This is a genomic window from Streptomyces sp. DF42, assembly GCF_058267695.1.
In genome coordinates this window covers 744,583-767,036 of record NZ_CM177859.1, presented here as the reverse complement: position 1 = coordinate 767,036, position 22,454 = coordinate 744,583, and the positions used below count along the sequence as shown (strand labels likewise).

Here is a 22,454-nt window from a genome sequence, read left to right as displayed (position 1 = left end):
CGGCTCACGCGCGTATCGGGGCCCGCTCGGGACTGCCGCTCCCGCCCCGTCGGCTCACGGCTCACGGCTCACCGGTGTCGGGGTCGGGCGGCGTCGCTGATTCCGTGCGGCACTCATGGGGCCGGGCCGTCCTCGCCCGACCGAGTCGCGGGTCCACATGGATCTTGGGGCCCGGCCCGGCGCCGGGCGGGCGTTCGCCGGCGAGTACGGGGCCGACCTCGTCGAGGCTCACGGTGGCGGCGACAAGCGGCCGCGGATCGACGAGGCCCTCCGCGTAGGCCCGGATGGCGGCATCGAGTCCGGGGGAGGCGGACAGGACACCCACCGCGGTCACGTCCTTGAGGGCGAGCGTGCGGGTGTCGATCCGGCTGGGATCGCCGGCCAGCCCGATGTACACGAGCCGGCCGCCCGGTTCGACCGACTCCAGCGCGAGGTCCGGCAGATGGGCGGCGTTCGAGGCGTCGACGACCGCGTCGAAGGGCAGATCGGGAACCGAGCCCTCCGGCCACACGTGGGCGAAGCCGAGACCGTGGACGAAGGCCGGCGAGTCGCCGGTGCGGCCCATCAGGTGGACCTCCGCACCGGCGGCCCGCAGGAACATCGCGACCAGCAGCCCGATCGTCCCCGGCCCGAGCACCAGCACCCGGTCGCCGGACCCCGCCGCGGTGGCGCGTGCGGCCCGCAGGGCGTTGCCGCCCGGCTCCACGAGGGCGCCGAGTGAGGCGTCCACCGCGTCGGGCAGGACGTGCAACGAGGAGACCGGGACGGCCAGTTGCTCGGCCAGAGCGCCGGGCCGGTCTCCCCGTACGCCGACCTCCTGCCGTTTGTCGCACACATGCTGACGGCCGCGCCGGCACCGGCGGCAGTCGCCGCAGCCGAGCATCGTGTCGCCCATGACACGGCGGCCGATCCACGCGGGGTCGACCCCGGCACCGACCGCCGTCACGCGACCGGCCCACTCGTGGCCCAGGCGCATCGGGTAGGCGGCGTGACCGTGGTGGAGATACGCCATCGCGCCGGTGAAGAACTCGACGTCGGTTCCGCAGACGCCGACCCGCTCGACGTCCACGACGGCTTCGCCGGGGCCGGCCGCCGGCGCCGGCACGCACGGGACCGCGTACGCACCGGGGCCGGTCAGCACGAAGGCACGCATCGTGCCAGGACTCACCGGGGTCCGAGCACGTGCTGGCGCTGTGTGCCGAGGTGCCTGATGCCCAGTTCCATCACGTCGCCCGGCTGGAGATACACGGGCGGGGTGAGGCCCATGCCCACGCCGGGCGGGGTGCCCGTGTTGATCAGGTCGCCGGGCTCCAGGACGAGGAACTGGCTGAGGTAGTGCACGATGACATACGGGTCGAAGACCATCGTCTTGGTGCTGCCGGTCTGCCGGCGGACCCCGTTGACGTCCAGCCACATGTCCAGTGCGAGGACGTCGTCGATCTCGTCGGCGGTGGCGAGCCAGGGGCCTGCGGGGTTGAAGGTCTCGGCGGACTTGCCCTTCGCCCACTGGCCGCCGCGCTCCAGCTGGAAGGCGCGCTCGCTGACGTCGTTGACGACGACGTACCCGGCGATGGCGTCGCGGGCCTCCTCCACCGAATCCAGGTAGCCGGTACGCCTGCCGATCACGATGCCGAGCTCCACCTCCCAGTCGGTCTTCGTGGAGCCGCGAGGAATACGCACGTCGTCGTACGGGCCGACCAGGGTGTTGGGTGACTTGGTGAACAGGATCGGCTCGTCCGGCACGGCCATGCCGCTCTCGGCCGCGTGGTCACGGTAGTTGAGCCCGATGCACAGGATCTGGTGGGGGCGGGCGATCGGAGCGCCGACGCGCTCTCCGGCGAAGCGGGACACCTGTCCCGCCGCCACCCGCTCGGCCACGACGGGGCGGACGCGGTCGATGCCGCCCGACCCGAAGAACGCCTCGTCGAAGTCCGTGACGACGTCGGAGAGGTCGACGTAGGTCTCGTCGTCGATACGGGCAACGGGCTTCTCGGCGCCGGGCGCGCCTATACGCATGAGGTACACGAGGTCGGTCTCCAGGGTCGGATCGATGGGGGCGGACGGGTCTTCAGCGGTGCGGCTCGCCGAGCGGGCCGAGGAGGCCGCGGATCTCGGCGAGCGCGTCGACCAGGGTTTCCAGGGGTGTCCGGTAGGCCAGCGCGCTGACGCTCACGGCCCCGGAGGGCGACGTCGGCGAGGTCAAGTACACCGGCAGAGCAAGGCAGTTGACCCCGGTCTCGTTCTCCTGGGCGTCGAGGCCGTAGCCCCGCTCGCGGGTGGCCCCCATCTCACGGTGCAGGTCGACGGCCGTGCACAGGGTCCGCGGCGTGCGACGCTCCAGAGGGCGGTCGCCGATCCACGCCGCGACCTCGTCCGGCGAGCCCAACTGCCCTGCGAGCAGCAGCTTTCCGACCGCGGTGGCGTGGGCGGGGTTGCGCCCGCCGATCGCCGAGGTCAGACGGACGGCACCGGTGGGCGGATCGACCTTGGCGCGGTAGACGACCTCACGGCCGTCCAGAACCGCGTAGTGCGCGGTCTCGCCGAACCGGTGCGCCAGCGCCTCCAGCACCGGGCGGACGCGCATGTGATCGGGCCGGACCTCGTGATGGGCGAAGGCCATACGCAGGAACTCGTCACCCAGCACATAGCGGCCGCGGGTGTCCTGGTCGGCCAGACCGGCCCGGCGCAGGGCGCCCAGAGCCCGGTGCACGGTCGGCTTCGGGCTGCCGATCACGCGGGTCAGCTCCTCCAGCCCCACCCCGTCGGGATATCGCGCGAGCTCCTTGAGGACCGCGAGCACCCGGTCCGAGCCCACGAGCCGGCCGCCGTCGGCGCCCGCCCCGCCGGGGGCTGTCGATCCGTCGTACGTCTGCGTATCCTCCATGGTGTTCCGAACTGTAGACCGCTGTACCGATTACTGGAAGGAACTCCATGGTTCGGCTCCGCAGCGCGCAGTGGTACGAGGGACAGGACCGCAACGCCTACATCCACCGGGCGTGGATGCGGCGGGGCGTGCCGGACGACGCCTTCACCGGCCGGCCGCAGATCGCCATCGCCAACACCGCGTCGGATCTGACCCCGTGCAACGCGCACCTGAACGAGGTCGCGGCCTCGGTGCGTGACGGTGTGCACGAGGCGGGTGGGGTCCCGCTGGACCTGCCCGTGGTGTCGCTGGGCGAGACGCAGGTGCGGCCCACGGCCATGCTCTGGCGCAACATGGCCGCGATGGCCACGGAGGAGATGCTGCGGGCCAACCCCATCGACGGTGTCGTCCTGCTGGGCGGCTGCGACAAGACCATCCCCTCGCTGCTCATGGCCGCCGCCTCGGTGGACCTGCCCGCGGTCGTCGTGCCCGGCGGCCCGATGCTCACCGGGACCTTCCGCGGGACGCCGCTGGGCTGCGGCACCGATGTGTGGCGGCTGTCGGAGGAGGTCCGGGCCGGCACGCTCTCCCAGGAGCAGTTCACCCGGTCCGAGTCGTCGATGATCCGCAGCCGCGGGCACTGCAACACCATGGGCACCGCCTCGACGATGGCGCTGGTGGCGGAGGCCCTGGGCACGACCCTGCCCGGCACGGCCGGAACTCCCGCCCCCGACAGCCGGCTTCTCCAGGCCGCGCACCTCACCGGCCGGCTGGCCGTGGAGATGGTGGGCGCCGAACGGCGGCCGGGCTCGTTCCTGACCGAGGCGTCCTTCCACAACGCGATCGTGGCACTGGCCGCCGTCGGCGGTTCGACCAACGCGGTCGTCCACCTCCTGGCCATCGCGGGCCGACTGGGCATCGACCTGACCCTCGACGACTTCGACCGCATCGGCTCCCGCGTCCCCGTCCTGGTGGACCTCCAGCCGGCCGGCCGCTTCCTCATGGAGGACTTCCACCGCGCCGGCGGTCTCCTCGCCGTCCTGCGCGAGGTACGCGACCTGCTCGATCCCGGCGCGCTGACCGTCACCGGCGAGCCCCTCGTGAGCCACCTCGACGACGCGCCGATTTGGGACGGCGAGGTCATCCGCACCCGTGCCGAACCGCTGGTCGCCGAGGGCGGCATCGCCGTGCTCCGCGGCAACCTCGCACCGGACGGGGCGCTGATCAAACCGGCCGCGGCCTCCCCGCACCTGCTGCGCCACCGCGGCCGTGCCCTCGTCTTCGACAGCATCGAGGACTTCCACGCCCGTATCGACGACCCCGGACTCGACGTCGACGCGGACTCCGTCCTCGTCCTGCGCGGCTGTGGCCCCAAGGGCTACCCGGGCATGCCCGAGGTGTCGAACATGCCCCTGCCGAAGAAGCTCCTCGAACAGGGCGTCCGTGACATGGTCCGCGTCTGCGACGGACGGATGAGCGGCACCGCGTACGGCACGGTCGTCCTGCACGTGGCACCGGAGGCCGCAGCGGGCGGCCCACTCGGCCTGGTGCGGACCGGAGACCTCATCACGCTGGATGTCGAAGCCCGCCGTATCGACCTCGACGTACCCGCCGACGAACTCGCCCGCAGAACCCCGGACAAGGCCACCGTCACCGGCTTCGCGAACCCCCGCCGCGGCTGGGAACGCCTCTACGTCGACCACGTCCTCCAGGCCGACTCGGGCGCCGACCTGGACTTCCTGGTCGGCTCCAGCGGCTCTGAAGTGAGCCGGGAGTCGCACTGAGGGCAGCGGCGGCCTCCCTCATCCGAAACCCGGGTGGCGTCGGCGCGTCGCCCGGGTACAGTCGGGCAATGCCCGATCTCCAGCGGCTGCACGCCGGCCACGCCCCGGCGGTCCTGGCTTTCGAGCTGGCGAACCGCGCCTACTTCGCCGCCGCGGTCTCCGACCGTGGCGAGGAGTTCTTCGAGCAGTTCACCGACCGGCACAGCGCTTTGCTGGATCGGCAGGAGGCCGGCACCGGCGCCTTCTACGTGCTCGTGACCGAGGACGGCTCGGTCGTGGGGCGGTTCAACCTGTACGAGTTCGACGACGGCACCGCCGAACTCGGCTACCGGGTCGCCGAACACTTCTCCGGCCGCGGCGTGGCGACCGCAGCCGTCCGTGAACTGTGCCGGCTGGCCGCGACACGGCACGGGCTGCGCACACTGCGGGCGGCCGCTTCCCACGACAACGCGGCATCCCAAAGGGTGCTGGTCAAGGCCGGGTTCGTCCCGGTCGGCCCGGCCGGTCCGACCGACCTCGGCGGCAAGTCGGGCAGTTGGTACGAGCGCGACCTGGTGCACGGGTCCTAGGGCCTCTCCCGGGACGGCGTTGGCGGGGCTTTCACTCTGTGCTGCACACCGTCCGGGGTGCCGAAGGCCTGGGCGGCTGGGCCTTCTGGACGAGCTGCACACCTTGGAGGAGCCCGTCGATGCCGGGGTCCTCGTGCGCGGCGACCCTTGCGATGGTCAGCAGGGCGGCCTCGTAGAAGGCGTCCCGCACGGCGGGCGGCATGACGTCCGAGGCGTCCAGACAGCGGGGGCCGTCACCATTGAGGCGCTCGACGATCTCGCGTTCGACCGCGTCCTTCCGTGGCCGCACCTGGCGATTCGCCGAGAAGACGGCCGCGGTGCCGGCCCATGTCTGCTGGCCCGCCTTGGAGGTGAGCCGTTCGATCAGTTCCTGGGCCTGGGGACGGTCGCTGAACAGGGCGGCGAAGTCGCCGGTCACCTCATGGGCGCGGGCCCGGTCCGGGCCGCCGGGCAGCAGCGGCGCGGAGTCCACCAGGGCCGCGCGCTTCGCGTACTTCTCTCCGTAGAAGGAGGTGGCGAAGGAGCCCTGGTGCTCCAGAGTGCATCCGCGCCGGCCGTCGAAGAGCAGGCCGTGGTGGTCGGGGTCACCGCGGTGGTCGGTGAGCAGGGCCTGCTTGGCCAGGCCTCTGTCCTGCTGGAGCAGACGGGCCCACGCCTGCCAGGCGTCGCGCACCGGTGCGCTGTTCCACCACGCCCCCGGCTTGCCGAGCGCCCACTTCTGGTAGACGGCCGGCCCCGACCGTTGCAGCACCAGATCCTCGATCCAGTCGGTACCGGGCCAGCCGGAGGCGCCGTCGTCACCCATGCCGATGCACCAACTCCGCAGCGGCGCAGGTGAGGTGGCGGGCCTGTGGCCCTGGCGGTACCAGACGATGCTCTTCAGGTCGGCCTTGACCGGGACCCAGAACACGTGCTTGGAGGACTCTCCCGTCTGCTTCCAGGGGGAGCCGTACTCCTGCGGGTGGTAGAGCCGGTCCAGCGGCTTGAGGTGCTTCTGGTCGGCGTACTCGGCGAGTTCGCCGAGACCCGGCATGATCACGATGTCCGGCGGCTCCCCCGACTGCACCTTGGAGAGCAGCACCTCACGCTGCGCCGCGGTGCCCTGGTAGTGGAAGGGGATGCCGAAGCTGCGCAGCACCTTCTTGAAGTCCTTTTCCTGGCCGGCGGTCCACGTGCCGAGGATGGTGACGGGCTCGTCGTCGTTCTGCTGCTCCCAGACGACCACCATCCCGGCGGCGGCGATCAGCAGCATCACCACGAGGAAGACCAGCATCTTGAACCGCCGGGTCACCGTCGCCTCCAGTAGTCCTTGTCGAGCCGGAGAACGAGCCCCGACGCGGGCAGGGCGATGAGCAGCAGACCGCCGATCAGGGTGCCCCGGTACACCCTGTCGGTCCAGGAGCCGTCGGCCAGTTCCCGTCGGACGTCCTCGGACGTCTCCGTGACCTGCCGCTGGGTGCCGGGCAGTGTGTCGTGGCAGCAGTCCTGCTGGGACATGTGGGTGATCTTCCGCAGGCCCTTGATCGCGCCGTCGAGATCGCTCTCGGTGGAGGAGGTCGTCATCAGCGGGACCACCGCGAGCAGCACGGTGATGACGAAGGCCGCGAGCAGATACGGGTTCCAGTCGCGGCCGCAGCGGTCGCGCAGCACGAACAGTGCCGAGAGCAGCGTCAACGCCAGGGCCGCGAGGGCGAGTTCGGCGAGCCACCAGCCCGCGCGCTGCCACGTCCCCAGGGAGGCGGTGGCTTCGGCGTGCGTCATCTGGATCCGCTGCAGTGAGCTCAGACGGGGCGCGAGGCCCACGTCCTTGCGGGTGAGCAGCGACGTCGCCTCGTCGAACTTCTGCTCCTGCATGAGCTGCTGGTCGCGGCCCATGGACATGCCGAGGTTGAGTGAGTTGCCGTAGGTGGCGAGCAGACCGTTGACGGTGCCCAGGTCCTGGTCCGTCCGGTCGGCGATGCGGGACAACCCCTGGTCGGCGGCGGACAGCTGGGAGCGGTAGGACTCGCCCGAGCCGGCGACGTCGACAAGGTGGTGCGTCACCAGGACGCGGACCTCCCAGTCGGCACGCAGCGCCGCGAGCCGGGCCGCGGCGAGCCCCTGGACGGCCGGTGCCTCCCGGGACGAGAGCGCCTCCACGCCACGCTGGGTCTGCCGGTAGCAGCCGAGCAGCGCGATCGCCGCCACGATCGCGCACAACGTCAGGATGAGCAGATGCATCTCCAGCAGCCGGCGGGTCCGCCAGAGGGCCAGCCGCCTGCGCCAGAAAGCGGCGGGGGAGCTGCGGCGCAAGAAGGCGACGGGTCCGGTCTTCACAGCAGCTTCTCCCCGCAGGCGATGCAGTAACGGGCCTCGCTCCCGGCCACGGTGCCGCAGCCGCCGCAGCGCGGACCCGGCCGCGCGTTGACGGCCTCGGTCAGCAGTCCACCGGGACGGGACCCGGCGCGCAGGATCATCGGGCCGAGCGTGCCGGCGTCGACCGCGGTGCGCAGCCGGACCCGCCCGGCGGCCGCGTCCTCGATGTCGGCAACCGCGTGGATCTCGGCCAGCACCCAGTCCGTGCCGAACTCCGCCGCCAGACGTGCCGCCTGCCCCAGACACTTCTCGGCGGTGTCCCGTCTGTGGTCCTGGAGAGCGACGAGCCCCCGGCGCAGAGCACTGCGCATCCGTCCGGTGGCGTTCAGGTCGCGCACGCTGTCGGCGCCCGCCGGGGCGTGCGGCGGGGGCTGCGCGGGACGGTGCCAGCGGGCGATGACGGGCGCATGCACCTCGCCGACGGAGACCATGGCGAACTGCAGCTCGGTCTCCAGCGGATCGGCGTCGGCGTCGGCCACGAGCGTGAGCAGGTAGTCGCGTCTGCCCTGCTCCCACTGGTAGGTCGGGAAGCTCCAGCGGTGCGGCCGGCCGGGCTGGGGCAGCCCGCCGAGACGGTGCGGCCGGGGTGCCTTCTCGCTGAGCGAGACCTGGCGCACCGACGGTCTTACGGTCACCTCGATCGGCAGTTGGGGGGTGTGCACCCGGCGCAGGCGCTTGATGGCCGCGGTGATCGTCCGGGCCAGGCCGTCGTCCACGAACTCGGCGGTGCCGTGCAGCCGTTCGGCGAGGGTCAGCAGGGGGTCCGGGGCCCATTCCGAGCCCACCGCCAGCACATCGCAGGTGAACTGCCCGGCGCAGGCGTCCAGTTCCTCCTCCAGACGGGTCTCGCCCGGAGCGCTGCTGCCGTCCGTGATCAGCACCAGATGGCGTACGGACAGCGGCCGGCCGAAGAGCAGGGCGCGTGACCTGGCCGCCCAGGCGGCGTACCCGGCGGGACGCGGGCCCTCCCCGTGCAGCGGGAGCGAGCCGACGGCGAAGGCGGCCCGCCGCTTCTCGTGCTGGTCGGCGACGGCCCACTCGTCGTCGCCCCGCGGATAGCACCGCACGGGCTCGGGGCCGCCGCCGAGCACGGTGAAGGAGATGCCGTCGGGCAGGGCGCGCAAGGCGGCCGGCAGGGCCCGTCGGACGGACTCCCGGTGACGCCGGGCGACGTCCACCGCGATGATCACGGCGAGTTCGACCGCGGGCAGGTCGGTGGGAGCACCGTCGGCGGACACGTCGACCCGCAGATGCGCCTCGATCTTCACGCTGCGGTGCGGGCGCAGATCGCCGTCGAGATCGACGTGCAGCTGGATGCCCGGCTGCTGCGGCCGGGTGTGGCTGCTCATTCGTACCTCACCGCTCCTTCCCCTTCGTCGCCGACCGGACCGCGTGGGGGCGCCGTCCGGTCCGTGGTGGCCGTGCGGTCAGAACCTGGTCTGGGGGCGTACCGCGTGCAGGAGGTCCACGAGGTGGTCGTGGACGGTGACCGACTCCCGGTGGCGTGCGGCCAGTTGGCGGTAGTGCTTCTCCACCTGTCGGCGCAACTCGCGTTCCTGTGGGCCCAGGCGTCTGAGGCGGCGGGCGTCGAGCCGTCCGGCTCCCGCTCCCGGTGAGCCGGGCCGGTCGCTGCGGGAATGCAGCGCGTCCAGTTTCCATTCGTGCATTTCGGTGCTCAGGCGCAGCGCCTCGTCCTCGGACAGGCTCGGTTCGCCGGCGCCCGGTCGCTGGCCCTCGAGGCCGCGCAGTTCGGTCAGGGCCGCGTCGACCTCGGTGGGTGCCGGCAGCGGATCGCCGTCTCCGGGCAGCCGGGCCGCGCGGATGCGTAAGGAGGCGATCCGGGCGACGGTGTGGTCCAGGGTGCCGGGGCGGACCCGGCCCAGTACGTCGAGGGCCGCCCGGCGGTCGCCCGCACGCAGCGCGAGCCGGGCCAGGCCGAGGGCGGCGCCGCCGTGAGCGGGGTTGCGGGCGAACACCGCCTCGTACAGTTCCTTCGCGGTGGGTCCGGCCGAGTCGTCGCCGAGTCGCTCCCCGCAGTAGGCGAGGGCCAGTTTGGGCGCGTACTCGCCGGGGAGTTCGAGATGGACCTTCGCGAAGTGGTTCCTGGCCTCGGCGACCTGGCGCGGAACCTCCTCCAGGCCGGCGCTGCGCAGCGCGAGCAGCGCGCGGTGCCATTCGAGCCGCCACCGGCGCACCGCGGACGGCCCCGGGATGGAGTCCGCGGTGTCGAGTTCCTCCTGGGCGAGCGCCAGGTCCTCCAGCGTGTTGCGGCGCAGCAGGACGCGTACGTTGTGCAGGCAGATCTCCACCGACTGCGGCTTCTCGTACTCCTGGTCGAGGAGTTGGCCCGGGTCGTAGCCGCTGCTCACCTCGAACCGCGCGGTCTGCGGATCGCCCGGATAGCGTCTTGGTACCGGCAGACAGCGGGCGATCTCCGTGGGCGTGGGCGCACCGAGGTCGAGGGCGGGGGCCTCGGGCGGCCAGTATCGGTCGCGGCGTGGGCGGTCCAGCCAGTGCTCGATGCCCGGCACGGTGCCGAGCCGGGCGCCGAGCAGCTGCGGGGACGGCCGGAAGTAGTCGGAGGGCTCGGGCGGGTCGCTCTTGCCGCGCAGGGCGCGGATCTCCCTCAGCGCGCCGCGCAGTTGGCCGGCCATCTCCCGGGCGTCGGCGAAGCGCAGACCCGGATCGCCGCGGGTGGCGCGCTCGACGACCCACCAGAAGGAGGCGGTGCCGAGGCCGGGCACCTCGTCCACAGCCCAGCGGGCGAGTTCCCGCAGGGTGACACCGACGGTGTGCAGGTCGTGGGCGACGGTGGGCACGGCCACGGACCCCGTCTCGGGAGCCATGTACTCGGGAGTGACATGGGCGGGGGGCTGGGGCCGGCTCTCGTCCTGCTCGCGCATGCCGCCGAGGTCGATGACCTTGACCGCGTCCCCGTGGTGCACGACGTTCGAGGGCTTCATGTCCCCGTAGACGAAGACGCGTTCGCCGCCGGCGTGCAGATGGACGAAGGCCTCCAGGATCTGGCAGCCGTACGCGGCGACGTGCTCGATGTCGAGCACCGACTCACCCCGCCGGGTCTCCTCGACGACCTTCTCCAGGGTGCCGTCGCCGACGTCGTCCATGACGATGTAGCCGCCGGTGACCTGACCTGCCCGGTCGCTGCGCGCGACGAAGTCGCGGATCTGGACGATGCGCGGGTGGCGGATGGCGACGAGGTTGCGGCGTTCGACGTCGGCGAGCCGGGCGCCGTCGTGTTCGTAGCGGTTGAGCAGTCCCTTGACGGCGACGACGTCACCGAGATGGGTGTCCTCGGCGAGGTAGACCCAGCCCTGGCCGCCGTGCGCGATGGGCCCCATGATCCGGTACTGGTCGCGCAGCAGCCCGCCCTCGGTGAGCTCCGGCTTGTACGAGTAGCGCGCGCCGCAGGCCGGGCAGAACCCCTCGGTCGGCACCTGACCCTCGGTGTAGGGCGGGGCGAACGTGATGCCGCATTCGGCGGCCGAGCAGCCCATGCGGATGCGCAGCGGTGCCTCGGGCCGGATGAGGCGCTCCTGCGCGGGGCGTGACGGGCGCTCGGGCAGGGCGAGGAGGTCGTGGGGGCCGAAGTCCCGTGGGTCCTGGGGCAGTACGGGCAGCCCGGGACCGCCCTCCGCGCGGCCGCACTCGGCGCAGTGGCCGGTGGGCAGCACGGTGCCGCCGCAGGGGGCTCCGGTGAAGCGCCGGTGCGGGCAGGCCGTCATCCTCTCGTCGTCCCCCTCTGCTGCCCTGGCCGTGCTGAGCCGGTCATGCCCGGCCTGCCGGTCCTACGCGGCCTGCCGGTCCTACGCGGCCTGCCGGTCATACGCGGCCTGCCGGTCATACGCGGCCTCCGGGGTGTCGTAAGTCGGCGCGCAAGGTTCTGATCAGCTCGCGCAACCGGGTGAGTTGCTGTCGCGGGTCCGTCAGTTCGTCGATCAGGCGGCGCTCGTGCCGGCGCCGGTCGGCTGTCTCGGTCAGGGTGTGGAGGGAGGCGCTGTCGACGACGCCGAGACGGACCGCGCGGCTGAACTCCGCTCGCTGCAGCCGGTCCAGGAGCGCGTCCGCGTGGTTCGACAGTGCGGGCCGCAGGAGTTCGTCGCGGGCCGCGCTCCAGCCGGTGCCGCCCTCGTGCCGGAAGACGAGCAGCAACCGGAAGCCCAACACCCGCAGCCGGCCCAGGAGTTCGATCAGCGCATCCGGCTCGGGTTCCTGGTCGAGGCCGTCGACGAGGACGGTGACCGGGCGGACGGGCGCACGGTCGGCCGCCTGAGCGGGCCGGGGCCTGGTACCGCGCAGCCAGTCCCAGTACGCCAGGTACTCGCCGGTCGGGAAGGTGATCTGGTCCAGGGCGTGGTCGGCGAGGTCCGGTCTGCTGGAGCCGCCGCGATGCACGACATGGGCACGGTGCTCCAGATGGCGCAGCGAGCGCTCCTTGCCGCTGCCCGGACGGACCACGGTGATCTTCACCGGATCCCCGTCCGGGTCCTCGAACCAGCGGGTCAACCGCTCCTCGAAGAGCCTGTCCCATGCGTTCGGGTTGCTCAACTCCTTGATCAGCGGGGAGAGTTCGGCGATACGCTCGACCGGGACGAGATACGAGAAGGCGAGCCGGTTGTCCTCGGGCAGTGCCGCCTCCATGTCGCCGCGCCAGCTGACGACGAGGCCGACCACGCGGGCCGGACGGCCTTCCTGCGGGCGGGTGCACACGGCGGCGCCGCTGAAGCCCTTGCGCACCACCTCCGCCCTGGTGACGGCGTCGAGCTGGACCCGCTCGCCGCTGGCCCCGCCGATGCGGCCCCACAGGCTCATGCCGTCGTCAAAGCCCTGCGCGTAGCCCGTCGCGTACACCTCCATGCCGCCCCACAACGCCGGTTCCAGCGGGGCGGGGCGAGCCTGCGGGCGCGGGTTGTCCAGGCGCAGCACGGCCACGTCCTCGCTCGCGCGCAGCCAGCCGCCGGGCAGGACCCGCGCCGCCACGGGTTGGATGTCGCTGTTCTCGGCGAACTCCAGCCACATCACGGCGTCCGGGGTGCGCACCACGTGGGCGCAGGTCAGCGCGGTGTTCTGGTCGACGAGCACGCCCGCGCCGCAGATGGGGCCGTGCGCGTCCTCGCGCCGTAACCTCAGTCTCCAGTCCGCACGCAGTTCCCCCATGCTGTCTCACACTACGCGCGGAGCATGGTGCATCCCTAGACTTGTGACCAGTTCGGATCGGCCAATCAATGGAATTCGGCGGTGTGTTGACATGGGGGATTCGGAACCGATCGGTCTCGCGGAGGCCATCGGCACGGTCCGTGCCGAGCTCGCGCGGGCCCAGGCCGAAGGCGCGGAGAGCGACTGGCGGTTCAGCGTGGAGCAGGTCAGCCTGGAGTTCTCGGTGCAGTTCCACCGGGCAGGCGAGGGCGGGGCGGGCCTGAGGCTGGGTGTGGTCGAGGCACGCCTGGGCGGCTCGGTGAGCCAGGACTCCACGCACCGCATCCAGGTCGACCTCAAGCCCCTTCCCCGCCCCGACGGCCGTCACCACGAGGTGAGCCGCGACGACGACACCGCCCACGGCCGGCCGGAACCGCACGACGGCGACCTCTCACGCGGCTAGTGGTGCCGGCGCAGGGTGCTGGTGCCGCTGGTCCCCGACGGTGACGGAGCCCTTGACCTTGGCGCCCGTCCGGTTGTCGTAGACCACGTCGCCGGTGGACTTCTTCCAGATCCTGATGCGGAAGGTGTCCGGAGCATCGGTTGCGGTGACGCGGAAGGCGTAGCCGCCGGTGCCGTTGACCGTGCCGGAGCCCTGGTACACGGCCTGGGAGCCGGTGATCACCAGCCAGTCGGAGCCGGTGGAGCGGAAGTGCAGCCTGGCCGGGCCGAGTTCGAGGGCCACCTGGCCGGTGGGGGTGGTGGCTCCCTTCGCGTAGAACGCCGTGAGGAGGAAGGCGGCCTTGCCGGTCAGGTCCGGTCCGGCGGGGTAGGCGCCCGCCGGAGAGGTGAAGACGCCGGTGGCGAACGCGGTCCCCGCGGAGCGGTCGTAGGCGATCAGTTCGGGGAGCGTCCTGCTGCCCGTGGCGCCGTCGTCGTCGGTGACGGTGATCACCGGTCGCCGTATTCCCGCCTTGGTGTAGGTGTGTTCGGCGCGGCAGCCGGTGACGGTGACCGTGCCGGGCTGCGGCTCGCCGCCGTCCTTCCAGTCGACCGCGCAGGTGTGGGTGTCGCTCGCGCCCGGGTCGGTGAACTCGGCGGTGACGACTGCCCGTTTGCCCACCGACACCGGGGACCGCGGCCCCTCGGCGGAGGTGATGGCCGGTGCCACGTTGGACACCGTGACGGTCGCCGTGTCGCTGCTGCGGCCGCCGGTCAGGGTGGCCGTGTAGGTGCCGTCGTCGGTGCACGTGACGGTGGTCTTCGCCGCCCCGGGGTCGGCGACGGTGCAGGGCGCTCCCTTTTCGACCGTCCAACTCGGGCTGCCTGCACCGGAGATGGTGCCGTTCAGCGCGAGGGCGTCGCCTTCCTTCCCGTCGGCGTCCGCACCGGCGTGCACGATGGTCACCGGGTCGATGCTCGTCAGGGTGGGCGCGACCTTCTTGATCAGGCCGTCCGAGTCGAACTCCAGCTTGTCGATGGTGGTCTCGCGGTGGGTGCCGTCACCGCCGGGGATGGCGAACCGGTGGTAGGCGATGTACCAGTCGTCGGTGTTCGGGACGTGGACGACCGAGTGGTGGCCGGTGCCCTTGATGCCGAGGGAGAGGTCCTTCTCCAGGATCACGCCCTGCTTGGTCCAGGGGCCGGTGGGGGAGGGCCCGGTGGCGTAGGCGACGCGGTAGTTCTCGTCGCGGGTGTCGTTCTCCGACCACATGAAGTAGTAGGTGCCCTTGCGCTTGATGACGAAGGAGCCCTCGTTGTAGCCGCTGGGCGTGATGTCCTTCATTTTCGAGGTGTCGACGGAGGCCATGTCGTCGTTCAGCGGAGCCACGTAGGCATGTCCGTTGCCCCAGTAGAGGTAGGACTGCCCGTCGTCGTCGGTGAAGACCGCCGGGTCGATCATCTGGCCGCTGAACTGGCCCGCCTTCAGCAGCGGTTGACCGAGGGCGTCCTTGAAGGGACCGGTCGGCGAGTCGGACACCGCGACCCCGATGTTGGCGTCGGCGCAGAAGTAGAAGTAGTACTTCCCGTCCTTCTCGGCGATCGTCGGCGCCCAGGCCCTGCTGTCCGCCCAGCTGACGTCGGGACCCAGGTCGAGGATGACGCCGTGGTCCTTCCAGTGGACCAGGTCGGTGGAGGAGTACGCCTTGAACTGCGTACCGCTCCAGCCGTCGAAGCCGTCGGTCGTCGGGTAGATGTAGAAGGTGTCGCCGAACCGCACGATGTTCGGGTCCGCGTTGAGGCCTGGCAGAACCGGGCTCTTCATGACGAGCGCCGAGACCGTCCAGGCGCGCTTCTTCCCGTCGGACCCCGTCACCTCGTACGTCACCGGCTTGCTGAAGTCCTGCACACTGCCGGAGGCGGGGCTGATCGCCGCGCCGTGCGCGAGGGTGAACTCCGGTGCCAGCGCGGTGAGATCGGTGCCTTCCTTCACCGGCAGCGTGACCTTGCTGTCGTCGTTGTCGACGATGGCGTCCACCTTCAGCGCGGGGTGGGTCGCCTTGGCGATGCCCGCGGTGTTGCCGCTGAGCTCCATGACCTCCGCCGCCGACAGGGCACGGTCGTAGATGCGGAAGTCGTCGACGTCGCCGCCGAAGTACGGGTCGGCCGAGTACAGGGAGCGGCCGATGTAGCCGCTGTAGTCCTTGTTCGCGTCGTACAGGTCGGACGGCTTGATGGTGGTCGTCGTACGGGCAGCCTCGACGCCGTCGACGTAGAGGACCATCGTGCCGGTCGCGCCGTCGAGGGTCACGGTGACGTGCCGCCACTGGCCCGGCGTCAGCTGCGAGCCCGCCGTCACCTTCGACTCCGCCGACCAACTCGCCTTCGTGATGGCCGAGTAGAGGCTGTTTCCGCCGTTGGAGGGCGTGGCGAACAGGTACTTGTCGCTGTCAGGACCGAGCCCGAACAGCCACTGGAAGCTGCTGCCGCCCTTCCACTTGGCGTACGTCGACACGGTCACGCTGTCGGCGTTCTTCAGCACACCGGCCGGGACCTTCACATACGGCGAGCCGGTGGCGCCGGACATCCTGAACGAGCCGCCCTTCACGCCGGTGCCGAAGGCGGGCGTGCCGACATACGTGCCGTGGTAGCCGTGGCCGCTGGAGTCGACCGCGATGTTCCCGCCCGTCTCGTCGAAGTCGTAGTGCAGGAGCAGGTCGGACGGGACATCGCCGCCCTCCTCCGAGACGGTGACCGAGGCCTGCACGGGGATCGCCGCGCCCTCCGGCAGGCTGCCGGTCACCGTGAAGGTGCCGGCCTGCGCGTAGGCCGAGGCCGGGACGTCGTCCCAGGTGACCGCGACCGGCCGCTCGACGCCGTCCGCGTACGTCGCGATCACGGTGGCGGGCAGGACGGGCGCCCGACCGGTCCTGGTCTTCACCTTCACGCTCTCGACGCTCTGCACCAACTGGTCGGGCTGGTAGGCGCGCAGGAGGCGGTCGTACTCGGCCTGGGTGACGGGCAGGACGGTGCCGTGGCGTGGCTTGGCCGGCAGGTCGTAGCCGGTGGACGGGGTCCAGTTGCCGGAGTCGAGGTCCGTCGTCTCGAACGGGAGGTAGCCGCGGCCGCCGAACTCGTCGAGGAAGGCGTACCACTTGTCCTCGGTGTTGGACTTGAACACCAAGGGCCCCTCGGCCGCGCTCATCGTGCCCTTGCCGATGCCCTCCGCGACCGCGGTCCAGGAGGGGTTGAGGATCGAGTCGCTCTTCTCCTCGAAGATGAACTTGCTGTTGGGCGTGGAGGAGGTGTTGTTGCGCTCGTCCTTGGACAGGCGGTAGTACGTCCCGTCGTGCTGGATCATCGTCGAGTCGATGACCGAGTAGCCGCGGTCGATCCACACCTTGGGCTTGCTGAAGGTGTAGAAGTCGCGGGTGGTCGCGTACATCATGCGGTTGTACGTGTCGCCGGAGTGCGCCTCGTTGTCGTACAGCTTCGACGCCCAGAAGACCACGTACTCGCCGAGCTTCGCGTCGTAGAACGCCTCCGGCGCCCAGGTGTTGCCCGCGCTGTCGGGGGAGATCTTCACCAGCCGCTGGTTCGTCCAGTGGACCAGGTCGGTGGACTCCCAGATCATGACGGACTTGCTGCCGGTGCGCTGGGCGGCGTCCCAGTCGCCGTTGCCGTAGATCCTGAGGTCGGTGGCGATCTGGTAGAACTTGTCGCCCTCGGGGGAGCGGATGATGAACGGGTCGCGCAGGCCCTTCTCGCCGAGCGTGGAGGTCAGGACCGGCTTGCCGTCGTTCAACTCCCGCCAGTGCAGCGGGTCGTTGCCCTTGCTGAGGGCGGAGTAGAGCTGTTCGCCGTCCGACGTGCCCTCGCCGGTGAAGTAGCTGAACATATAGCCCTTGAGGGCTTCCTTCGCGGGCAGTTCGGGCACCTTGGCCGTCAGGACGCGGGTTGCGCTCGCCTCGCCCTTGGTGACGGTGGCGGTCAGATCGACGGTGGTGGCGCCGGCGCCGTGCGCGGGGCGGTGGACCACGCCGTCGGCGGAGACCGCGGCGGGGTCGGCGGAGGACCAGGTGACGCTCGTGCCGTAGGTGCCGTCGGCGGGCAGGGTGAGGTTGCCGCGTGCGTCATCCAGGTTGTGGACGGTCAGCGCGTCGGCGGCCTGCCGGGCGGCGGTGGCGTCGTCGAGGGCGGGCAGGACGGTGACCTCGAAGGTCCGGGTGTCAGTGACCGTGCCCTTTGTGAGGGTCGCCGTGAGGGTGGCGTGGCCGTCGGGCGAACCGGCGGCGGGGCGGGTCACCCGGCCCGAGTCCGAGACGACGTCGGTGTTGTCGCTGGACCAACTGATGCCGGAGCCACCCGCCGTGCCGGTCTTCGGCAGATCCAGATCCGCCGTCACGGCACTGGTGTCACCGAGGCCGAGGGCCGCCTTGTCGTCGGCGACGCCCTGGGTGTCGACGGGGAGGGCGAGTTGCTCGACCTCGGAGCCGGCCAGTGCGCGGTCGTATACGCGGAAGTCGCGGATGCGGCCCTTGAAGAGCTGGTCGCCGGAGTAGACGGACCTGCCTATGTAGTCGGCGGTGGTGGTGCCGGAACCGATCGCGCCGGGGGTGATGCTCACCGCCGTGTTGCGGCCGACCTCGACGCCGTCCTCGTAGAGCACGCCCGTGGTGCCGGTCTGGGTATAGGCGATGTGCTTCCAGACCGAGCGGGTCAGATTGTGCGAGTCGGACGGCTTGGTGTTCTGCTCGGTCGACCAGTTGCCGCTCGCGACCGACGTACGGAAGGAGTTGCCGGTGCTGAACAGGTAGCCGTTCCCGTTGCCGCCGCTGGAGTTGCCGAAGCCGTAGAGGAAGTACGGCGTGCTCTGCGCGGAGTCGATGCGTACGTCGAGGGAGACGGTGATCGAGTCCATCCCCTTCATGACGTCGTCCGGCACCTTGATGTAGGTGTCGGTGCCGTTGAAGGCGAGCCCCTGACCGGATGCCGACCAGTCGGCGGTGCCGTTGACCGTGCCGGTGCGCCCGTTGCCGGAGGCGTCGCTCACCGTGGTCCCGGAATCGGCGTCCAGTTTGTACCACAGGGCCAGTCCGTCGGTGATGTCCGAGACTTCGGCGGACTGTGCCGCCTGCGCGGGGAGTGCCGGTCCGGCGAGGGCCACAAGCATCGAGGCGGCGGTCAGTCCGGCGAGACGGCCCGCCAGGCCTCTCGCGCGGCTGCGAAGTCGTGCGATGTGCGTCATGTCGGGTTCCCTGCTGAGACATGGCTGATGGCGGACGGTGAGGCGGGACGGGCGCACGAAGGAGGGCCGACGACGACGTGCTTGTCGTGGACCTGGGGTTACGCGGAGGTGACGTCGTGTTGCGAGAGTGTCAATCGGCGTGCTGTGCAGCGTCAAGAGGTTTCGATCAATGTGCGACAGGTCGAACGGAAGCGTGCAACCTGGCACGCCGGGAGAGCACTTGGCTGAGCCGACCGCCTCTCTGATCGTCGCCGTCGTCGGTGTGCGGCGAACGCGTGAACCGTGCGCCCCGGGTGGCGGCCCGGCCGGGATCGTAGGCAAGGTGGAGACCTGCGGAGAGGCGGGTGGAGATGACCACTGCGACGGTCGTGGGAGCCGGCCCCAACGGTCTGGCCGCCGCCGTCGCCCTGGCCCGCACCGGTGTACGGGTCACCGTGCTGGAGGCGGCCGACACGATCGGCGGCGGCACCCGCTCCGGCGAGGCGACCGTGCCGGGGCTGCTGCACGATCACTGCTCGGCCATCCATCCCATGGCCGTGGGCTCGTCGTTCCTGAACGAGCTGGGCCTCGACCGTCACGGTCTGCGCTGGGCGTGGCCGGACATCGACTGCGTGCATCCGCTGGACGGTGGCACGGCCGGGGTACTGCACCGCTCGGTCACCCGGACCGCCGCCGGCCTCGGCGCCGACGGCCGAGCCTGGCGTCGGCTGTTCCAGGGCCCTTCGACGGCGTACGACCTCTTCGGCGACGCCATCATGGGCCCGCTTCTGCGCCTGCCCCGGCATCCGGTCCACCTCGCCCGCTTCGGTGTTCCCGCGCTCGTACCGGCGTCGCTGCTGGCGAAGGTGTTCAGGACGGAGGAGGCCCGCGGGCTGTGGGGCGGGGCGGCGGCGCACGCCTTCCATCCGCTGGAGCGGCCGTTCAGCGCGAGCGTCGGGCTGGGCGTCGTCACCGCGGGACACCGCTACGGCTGGGCGGTCGCCGTGGGAGGCTCGCGCCGCATCACCGACGCCCTGGCGGCCCTCCTGCTCGAACTCGGCGGGACGATCGAGACCGGCGTGCGGGTGCGGACGGTCACGCAGCTTCAGCGCGCGGACGTGACCCTCTGGGACGTGGCACCCAGGGCCCTGGCCGGCATCCTCGGCGATCTGCTGCCGGCCCGGACCGCCCGCGCCTACCGGCGCTACCGGCACGGACCGGGTGCGTTCAAGGTCGACTTCGCGGTCGAGCACGGAGTGCCCTGGCGGGCCGAGGCGGCGCGGCGGGCGGGCACGGTGCACGTCGGCGGCACGTACCCGCAGATCGCCGCCGCGGAGCGGGACATCCACGCCGGGCGCATGCCGGCGCGGCCGTTCGTCCTGGTCGGACAGCAGTATCTGGCCGACCCCTCGCGCTCGGTCGGCGACGTTCACCCCGTGTGGTCGTACGCCCATGTCCCGAACGGCTACACCGGTGACGCCACGTCGGCGGTCATCGCGCAGATCGAGCGGTTCGCCCCCGGCTTCCGGGACCGCATCGTCGCCACCGCGGTACGCACCACGCGCGGGTTCGCCGAGTACAACCCCAACTTCGTCGGCGGCGACATCATGACCGGCGCCACGGACCTCTCCCGGCTGGTCCTCGGACCACGCCCCACGCTGCAGCCGTACGACACGGGGGTGCCCGGCCACTATCTGTGCTCCGCGGCCACCCCGCCCGGCGCCGGCGCGCACGGAATGTGCGGAGCCCACGCCGCGGCACGAGCCCTGGGCCAGCTGCGTGCGTGACGCAGCGAGGCCGCGGGCCGTCCTTCGTCCAGGGCTGTCGACGCGGGGCGCGGTCAGGGAGAGGTCAGCCGGTAGCGCAGCACACCGCTCCGGGTCGTGAAGTCGTCCGGAAGGAAAGGGGCGCTGACGGGGTGTCCGTCGAGCCGCAGCGACCGCACGCGGGTGTTCTCCGCCGACGCGCCCGGGGCCAGGACGGTCAGGGTGACCCCGTTGCCGCGACGCACCGTGGCGGCGGGGAAAAGGGGGCTGGCCAGGGCGAGTTGGGGGCTGCCCGGGATCTGCGGGTACATGCCGAGGCAGGCCCAGACGGCCCAGGACGACATCGCGCCCAGGTCGTCGTTGCCGACGAGACCGTCGGGCCGGTCGGCGAACAGGGCGACCAGGGCGCGCCGCACGGTCGCCTGGGCGCGGTCGGGGCGGCCCACGTAGTCGTAGGCCCAAGGGACGTTGAAGGAGGGCTCGTTGCCGAGATAGGCGTACGGCTTCTCGGCCCCCGCGTTGAGCTGCGTGAAGAAGGTGTCCAGACGGGACGTGACCGCGGCGTCACCGCCCATGGCGGCGAACAGGGCGGGCAGGTCGTGCGGGACCATCCATGTGTACTGCGCCGCGTTGCCCTCGACGTACTCCCCGCGCTGGGTGGGCGTGAACGGCGGCCACGTTCCGTCGGCCGCGCGGGGCTGCAGGTAGCCGCTCGCCGGGTTGAACAGATGGCGCCAGTTGCCGGCGGCGCGCGTGAGAGCGGCCTCGGTGTCGGTGTCGCCGAGGCGTCCGGCGAGACGGGCGAGCGCGGCGTCGGCGACGGCGTACTCCAGCGTGGTGGAGGCGCTGCCCCAGACGCCCTTGGCTCCGGCCGGGACGTAGCCCAGGCTGTCGTACTGCTGGTGTCCCGGCCGCTGACGGTCGTCCTCCCGGCCCGCCACGGCCGTGCGCAGCAGCGCCTCGGCGTCGAAGTCCGTGCCGCCGAAGGCGTGGATCGCGGCGGCGATGGCCGGCAGCGGATCGCCGACCATGACGCGGGTGCCGCCGTTCGCCAGCGTCCACCGGTCGAAGTACCCGGCCTGGCGGCCCTGTTCGAGGATCGACCGGGCGACGTCGGACGCCTCGTGCGGCGCGAGCAGGGCGAGCAGCTGGACCTGTGAACGGTAGACGTCCCAGCCGGAGTAGTTCGCGTACTGCACGTGCCCGGGCCGGGTGCGGTGGACACGGCCGTCCATCCCCCGGTAGCGGCCGTCGGTGTCGCTGAAGACGCTGGGGTGCAGCAGCGCATGGTAGAGCGCGGTGTAGAACACCCGGCGCTGGGCCTCGGTGCCGCCGCGGACGGCGATCCTGCCGAGCCACTCGTTCCACCGGTTGCGCGCGGCACGCCGGACGACGTCGTACGAGCCGCCGCCCTGCTCCACGGTGGCGTTGCGGCGGGCTGCGCCGACGTCGACGAAGGACACGCCCACCCGGGCGGTGACCGTACGGATTCCGGGTGCGAAGGAGACGTACGCGCCGGACGTCTTTCCGTCCAGGGCCTCGGTATGGGCGAAGGGGCGGTCGAAGACGACGTGGAAGTAGAGCCGGTAACGGTTCGAGGAGCGGCAGAAGCCGCCGCTGTCGGTGTATCCGGACAGGGTGCGCGTGCCGACGGTGATCTTTCCGCCGGCCTTGTTGAACGCCCGGCCCGCATCCACGGTCAGCCCGGCCGGCTGCGCTTCGTCCGAGGGATAGGTGAAGCGGGCGATGCCGGAGCGCTGGGTGACCGAGAGCTGTGTATGGATGCCGTTGTCGAACGTGACACCGTAACTGCCCGGCGACGCCTGTTCGTTGGCGTGGGAGAAGGTGGCGAAGCGAGCGGCGGGGTCCGCGTCCGGGCGGCCGGTGAGCGGCATGAAGGGCACGTTGCCGTAGTCGCTGCAGCCGGCGCCGGAGATGTGAGTGAGGCTGAAGCCCCGGATCCGGTTGTCCTTGTACGTGTACCCGCCGTGCTGGTGCGTGACCGTGTCGGGGCTCCACTGGACCCCGCCCAGCGCCGCCGAGGCACCGGGGAAGGTGTTCCCGGCCCCTCCGCCGTGACCGAAGTCCGTGCCGCCCGGAGCTGTGCCGACGAACGGGTTGACGTAGCCGGCGGGATCGGCCGCGGGCCGTGAGGACTCGGCCGGGGAGGGGGTGGAGGACGCCGCCTGGGCCGCTGGGGCCAGCAGGGCGGCCGAGGCCAGGGCAGCCGCGACAGAGTGCAGGCGCAAGAAGCTCTCCTCGAGACGGTGGGACGTCGCGGTGTCGTACGGCGAC

14 protein-coding genes are annotated in these 22,454 nt (G+C 71.5%); 4 read left to right on the top strand and 10 right to left on the bottom strand.

The window, feature by feature from the left end; translation table 11 throughout:
* Positions 1 to 61: 61 nt before the first annotated feature.
* The 3 genes from ACYUED_RS03645 to ACYUED_RS03635 are packed head-to-tail and all read right to left on the bottom strand — an operon-like array spanning position 62 to position 2,884.
* Positions 62 to 1,153 carry a zinc-dependent alcohol dehydrogenase gene (locus ACYUED_RS03645; protein ID WP_491290874.1) on the bottom strand — a complete coding sequence of 364 codons (1,092 nt, stop codon included), beginning with the start codon at positions 1,151 to 1,153 and terminating at the stop codon, positions 62 to 64.
* Between the two features lie 11 nt (positions 1,154 to 1,164).
* Complete coding sequence (locus tag ACYUED_RS03640; RefSeq protein ID WP_491290873.1) at positions 1,165 to 2,025, bottom strand: fumarylacetoacetate hydrolase family protein; 861 nt, start codon at positions 2,023 to 2,025, stop codon at positions 1,165 to 1,167.
* Between the two features lie 43 nt (positions 2,026 to 2,068).
* Complete coding sequence (locus tag ACYUED_RS03635) at positions 2,069 to 2,884, bottom strand: IclR family transcriptional regulator (RefSeq protein ID WP_491290872.1); 816 nt, start codon at positions 2,882 to 2,884, stop codon at positions 2,069 to 2,071.
* 47 nt (positions 2,885 to 2,931) lie between these two features.
* Here ACYUED_RS03635 and ACYUED_RS03630 point away from each other — a divergent pair, with 47 nt between their 5' ends.
* Positions 2,932 to 4,647 carry an IlvD/Edd family dehydratase gene (locus ACYUED_RS03630; protein ID WP_491290871.1) on the top strand — a complete coding sequence of 572 codons (1,716 nt, stop codon included), beginning with the start codon at positions 2,932 to 2,934 and terminating at the stop codon, positions 4,645 to 4,647.
* 68 nt (positions 4,648 to 4,715) lie between these two features.
* On the top strand, positions 4,716 to 5,216 hold the full coding sequence (locus ACYUED_RS03625; protein WP_491290870.1) for a GNAT family N-acetyltransferase: 501 nt from the start codon (positions 4,716 to 4,718) through the stop codon (positions 5,214 to 5,216).
* Between the two features lie 31 nt (positions 5,217 to 5,247).
* Here ACYUED_RS03625 and ACYUED_RS03620 read toward each other — a convergent pair whose 3' ends face one another.
* From ACYUED_RS03620 to ACYUED_RS03600, 5 genes are all read right to left on the bottom strand, one after another.
* The gene (locus ACYUED_RS03620) at positions 5,248 to 6,507 is read right to left on the bottom strand and encodes an ABC transporter substrate-binding protein (protein WP_491290869.1); all 1,260 of its coding nucleotides are present in this window, start codon (positions 6,505 to 6,507) and stop codon (positions 5,248 to 5,250) included.
* Positions 6,504 to 7,532, bottom strand: coding sequence for a hypothetical protein (locus ACYUED_RS03615; protein ID WP_491290868.1), 1,029 nt, complete (start codon positions 7,530 to 7,532; stop codon positions 6,504 to 6,506). Before ACYUED_RS03615 ends, ACYUED_RS03620 begins: the two co-directional genes overlap by 4 nt.
* Positions 7,529 to 8,920 carry a vWA domain-containing protein gene (locus ACYUED_RS03610; protein WP_491290867.1) on the bottom strand — a complete coding sequence of 464 codons (1,392 nt, stop codon included), beginning with the start codon at positions 8,918 to 8,920 and terminating at the stop codon, positions 7,529 to 7,531. Before ACYUED_RS03610 ends, ACYUED_RS03615 begins: the two co-directional genes overlap by 4 nt.
* Positions 8,921 to 8,998: 78 nt before the next feature.
* Positions 8,999 to 11,314, bottom strand: a complete 2,316-nt coding sequence (locus tag ACYUED_RS03605) for a tetratricopeptide repeat protein (protein WP_491290866.1) — start codon at positions 11,312 to 11,314, stop codon at positions 8,999 to 9,001.
* A gap of 115 nt (positions 11,315 to 11,429) precedes the next feature.
* Positions 11,430 to 12,746: a S1 family peptidase gene (locus ACYUED_RS03600; protein WP_491290865.1), complete on the bottom strand. Its 1,317-nt coding sequence runs from the start codon at positions 12,744 to 12,746 to the stop codon at positions 11,430 to 11,432.
* A 91-nt stretch (positions 12,747 to 12,837) separates the two neighbouring features.
* On the opposite strand from ACYUED_RS03600, the gene ACYUED_RS03595 reads away from it, so the two are divergent.
* Entirely contained in the window at positions 12,838 to 13,188 is a 351-nt protein-coding gene (locus tag ACYUED_RS03595; RefSeq protein WP_491290864.1) for a trypco2 family protein, read from the top strand.
* Here ACYUED_RS03595 and ACYUED_RS03590 read toward each other — a convergent pair.
* Entirely contained in the window at positions 13,177 to 18,414 is a 5,238-nt protein-coding gene (locus tag ACYUED_RS03590) for a family 43 glycosylhydrolase (protein ID WP_491290863.1), read from the bottom strand. The genes ACYUED_RS03595 and ACYUED_RS03590 overlap by 12 nt on opposite strands.
* A 350-nt stretch (positions 18,415 to 18,764) precedes the next feature.
* Between ACYUED_RS03590 and ACYUED_RS03585 the strand changes: the two genes are divergently transcribed.
* Positions 18,765 to 20,180: a phytoene desaturase family protein gene (locus ACYUED_RS03585; RefSeq protein WP_491290862.1), complete on the top strand. Its 1,416-nt coding sequence runs from the start codon at positions 18,765 to 18,767 to the stop codon at positions 20,178 to 20,180.
* A gap of 53 nt (positions 20,181 to 20,233) precedes the next feature.
* On the opposite strand, the gene ACYUED_RS03580 is transcribed toward ACYUED_RS03585, so the two are convergent.
* Complete coding sequence (locus ACYUED_RS03580; protein ID WP_491290861.1) at positions 20,234 to 22,408, bottom strand: GH92 family glycosyl hydrolase; 2,175 nt, start codon at positions 22,406 to 22,408, stop codon at positions 20,234 to 20,236.
* Positions 22,409 to 22,454: the final 46 nt, after the last annotated feature.

Bases quoted from the DNA above. Each gene is read 5' to 3' on its own strand.
- ACYUED_RS03625 (WP_491290870.1), top strand. From the start codon at position 4,716: ATGCCCGATCTCCAGCGGCTGCACGCCGGCCACGCCCCGGCGGTCCTG.
- ACYUED_RS03630 (WP_491290871.1), top strand. From the start codon at position 2,932: ATGGTTCGGCTCCGCAGCGCGCAGTGGTACGAGGGACAGGACCGCAAC.
- ACYUED_RS03585 (WP_491290862.1), top strand. From the start codon at position 18,765: ATGACCACTGCGACGGTCGTGGGAGCCGGCCCCAACGGTCTGGCCGCC.
- ACYUED_RS03590 (WP_491290863.1), bottom strand. From the start codon at position 18,414: ATGACGCACATCGCACGACTTCGCAGCCGCGCGAGAGGCCTGGCGGGC.
- ACYUED_RS03635 (WP_491290872.1), bottom strand. From the start codon at position 2,884: ATGGAGGATACGCAGACGTACGACGGATCGACAGCCCCCGGCGGGGCG.
- ACYUED_RS03595 (WP_491290864.1), top strand. From the start codon at position 12,838: ATGGGGGATTCGGAACCGATCGGTCTCGCGGAGGCCATCGGCACGGTC.
- ACYUED_RS03600 (WP_491290865.1), bottom strand. From the start codon at position 12,746: ATGGGGGAACTGCGTGCGGACTGGAGACTGAGGTTACGGCGCGAGGAC.
- ACYUED_RS03610 (WP_491290867.1), bottom strand. From the start codon at position 8,920: ATGAGCAGCCACACCCGGCCGCAGCAGCCGGGCATCCAGCTGCACGTC.
- ACYUED_RS03645 (WP_491290874.1), bottom strand. From the start codon at position 1,153: ATGCGTGCCTTCGTGCTGACCGGCCCCGGTGCGTACGCGGTCCCGTGC.
- ACYUED_RS03605 (WP_491290866.1), bottom strand. From the start codon at position 11,314: ATGACGGCCTGCCCGCACCGGCGCTTCACCGGAGCCCCCTGCGGCGGC.